Annotated in this window: 4 protein-coding genes; all 4 read right to left on the bottom strand. The window is 71.4% G+C overall.

What is annotated here, in order from left to right; all coding sequences use genetic code 11:
• Positions 1-466, bottom strand: a 466-nt coding sequence (locus tag GXW76_RS25235) for a hypothetical protein (RefSeq protein ID WP_456307124.1), incomplete at its 3' end; no start/stop codon positions are given.
• Positions 466-1,053: a protein phosphatase CheZ gene (locus tag GXW76_RS25240; protein ID WP_211864894.1), complete on the bottom strand. Its 588-nt coding sequence runs from the start codon at positions 1,051-1,053 to the stop codon at positions 466-468. The genes GXW76_RS25240 and GXW76_RS25235, both read right to left, overlap by 1 nt.
• Positions 1,046-1,426 (bottom strand): chemotaxis response regulator CheY, encoded by a 381-nt coding sequence (locus tag GXW76_RS25245; protein ID WP_211864895.1) that lies wholly within the window; start codon positions 1,424-1,426, stop codon positions 1,046-1,048. Before GXW76_RS25245 ends, GXW76_RS25240 begins: the two co-directional genes overlap by 8 nt.
• Positions 1,427-1,444: 18 nt before the next feature.
• On the bottom strand, positions 1,445-1,942 hold a 498-nt coding region (locus tag GXW76_RS25250; RefSeq protein ID WP_408904413.1), incomplete at its 5' end, for a MotE family protein.

The raw sequence follows: 1,942 nt of genomic DNA on the forward strand, positions 1-1,942 counted from the left end.
GGGCGGCCGGCGCAGGCGGCGGCGGAGCCGGCGCAGCATCGGGGGCTGCCGGCCGATTGCGTGGCGCGTGACGCGCAGGCGGCGCCTCGGTCGCCTGCTGCGCTGCCTCGCCCCGTGCGGCATCGAGGAGATCCACCACCACCCGATTGCCCAGACGGAAATGCCGCAGGCGTGCGCCCGGCGCGGCGCGGATCACCACCGCCCCGTCGTCCTCCGCCACTCCGAGAACATTCCTCGGCGGGCGGCGCGCCGCGTCGAGGTCGATGCGCGCCGGCTCGGCGAAGCGCAGCACCACGCGCTCGCCTTCCTGCTCCACCGTGTAGGGCACGCGCGATGCCCAATCGAAGACCAGCCGGCCGTGATCCGCATGGCTGCCCACGCGCATCGGCACGCGCGGAACTTCCTGCCCCAGCGCCGGCGCGCCGAGGGCCATCATCGCCAGCAGCGCAGCGGCCGGCCGGCGCATCAGTCGAAACTGGCCAGCAGCCGATCGATTTCGGCCTGGGATGTCGCGCCGCCCGGCAGTTGCGGGCCGTTGGCGAGTTCCTCGCCCTCCGTCCTCGCCGCCGCAGCGGCGGCGGGCACGGGCGCGGAGCGGCCGGACGCATTGGCGACCGCCGCCTCCACCCGCTGCTCGATCGCCTTGAGTGCCGCGACCACCTTGCCGATGCGCTGGCCGGTGATGTCCTGGAAGGAACAGGCCTCGTAGATCCGTGTCACCGCGCCCTGCAGCGCCGTCGCCGCGGCTTCCGGCACTTCCGCCTGCAGGCGTTCCAGCACCTCGCAGCAGTCCAGGATCTCGTTCGTCGCCTGCGCCGTGTGATCGACGATGGCGTCGAGTTCGTCGGTGGCAGAAGGGATGTGCGCGCCGGTGATGTCGTCCACCGACAGTTGCGCGATCTCCGCCTTGGCGCGCGCGATGGTGCGGCCGAGTCCTTCCAGCTCCGCCAGCAGCGTCGCCTCCTTCACCGTCAGGTCGCCCGCCATGCTGACCAGCACGGCGCGCACCGCGGCCTCGATCCGGTCATCCTCCGGGGGGCTGCCGTCAGGCATGGACGAGCACCTTCTCGATCTTCTCCTTCAGCGTCTCGGCGTTGAAGGGCTTGACGATGTAGTTCGACACGCCGGCCTGCTTCGCCGCGATCACGTTCTCGGTCTTGCTCTCCGCCGTGATCATGATGAAGGGCATGGTCTTCAGCCTCGCATCGGCCCGCACTTCCTTCAGCAGGTCGAGCCCCGTCATCGGCGCCATGTTCCAGTCGCTGATCACCAGGCCGAAATTGCCGGCGCGCAGCTTGGCCAGCGCCTCCTGCCCGTCGGTCGCCTCGTCCACGTTGTTGAAGTCCAGTTGCTTCAGCAGGTTGCGGATGATGCGCAGCATCGTCCGGTAGTCGTCCACGATCAGGACGTTGATATTCCTGTCCATCGCCTTGCCTTCTGCCTGTCAGTCCACCGCTGTCCGACGCGCGCGGTGGCGCGCCAGCTCCGTCGTCACCAGCCGCGCCTGCTCGGGGCGCATCGCCCCGATCACCGGGGCCGCCTTGCGTTCGCCCATGCGGTCGAGGATCTCGACCAGCACCGGCATCTCGAGGTCGTTGAAGATCGCCGCCGCGTCGCGCGGGCGCATCGTCTCGTAGGTCCGCACGAGGCCACGCCAGCCGGCTTCCTCGCGATCGCCGCGCGCGCGATCCAGGCCTTCGAGCCGCTGCTGCAATGCCGCCAGTTCCTCGATGCGCCGCGAGAGGCGCCGTTCCGCGGCCTGGAGCATCACCTCCTGCGCCGCGACCGCCTGTTCGCGCGCCTCGATCTCGGCGCGACGGGCGCGGAGCTGTTCCAGCAGCGCGCGTTCCGCCTGCGCCGCCGGGTCCGCCGCCGCGGCCGCCACCGCCTGCACGGGCAACGGCGGCGCCGAGGGCCTCGCAGCCCGTACCGGCGGGGGCAC

The organism is Neoroseomonas soli, from assembly GCF_018129065.1.
GTDB classification, from domain to species: Bacteria; Pseudomonadota; Alphaproteobacteria; order Acetobacterales; family Acetobacteraceae; genus Neoroseomonas; species Neoroseomonas soli.

What these genes read in the sequence shown, in the direction of transcription:
- GXW76_RS25240 (WP_211864894.1), bottom strand. Translation starts at nt 1,053, where the DNA reads ATGCCTGACGGCAGCCCCCCGGAGGATGACCGGATCGAGGCCGCGGTG.
- GXW76_RS25245 (WP_211864895.1), bottom strand. Translation starts at nt 1,426, where the DNA reads ATGGACAGGAATATCAACGTCCTGATCGTGGACGACTACCGGACGATG.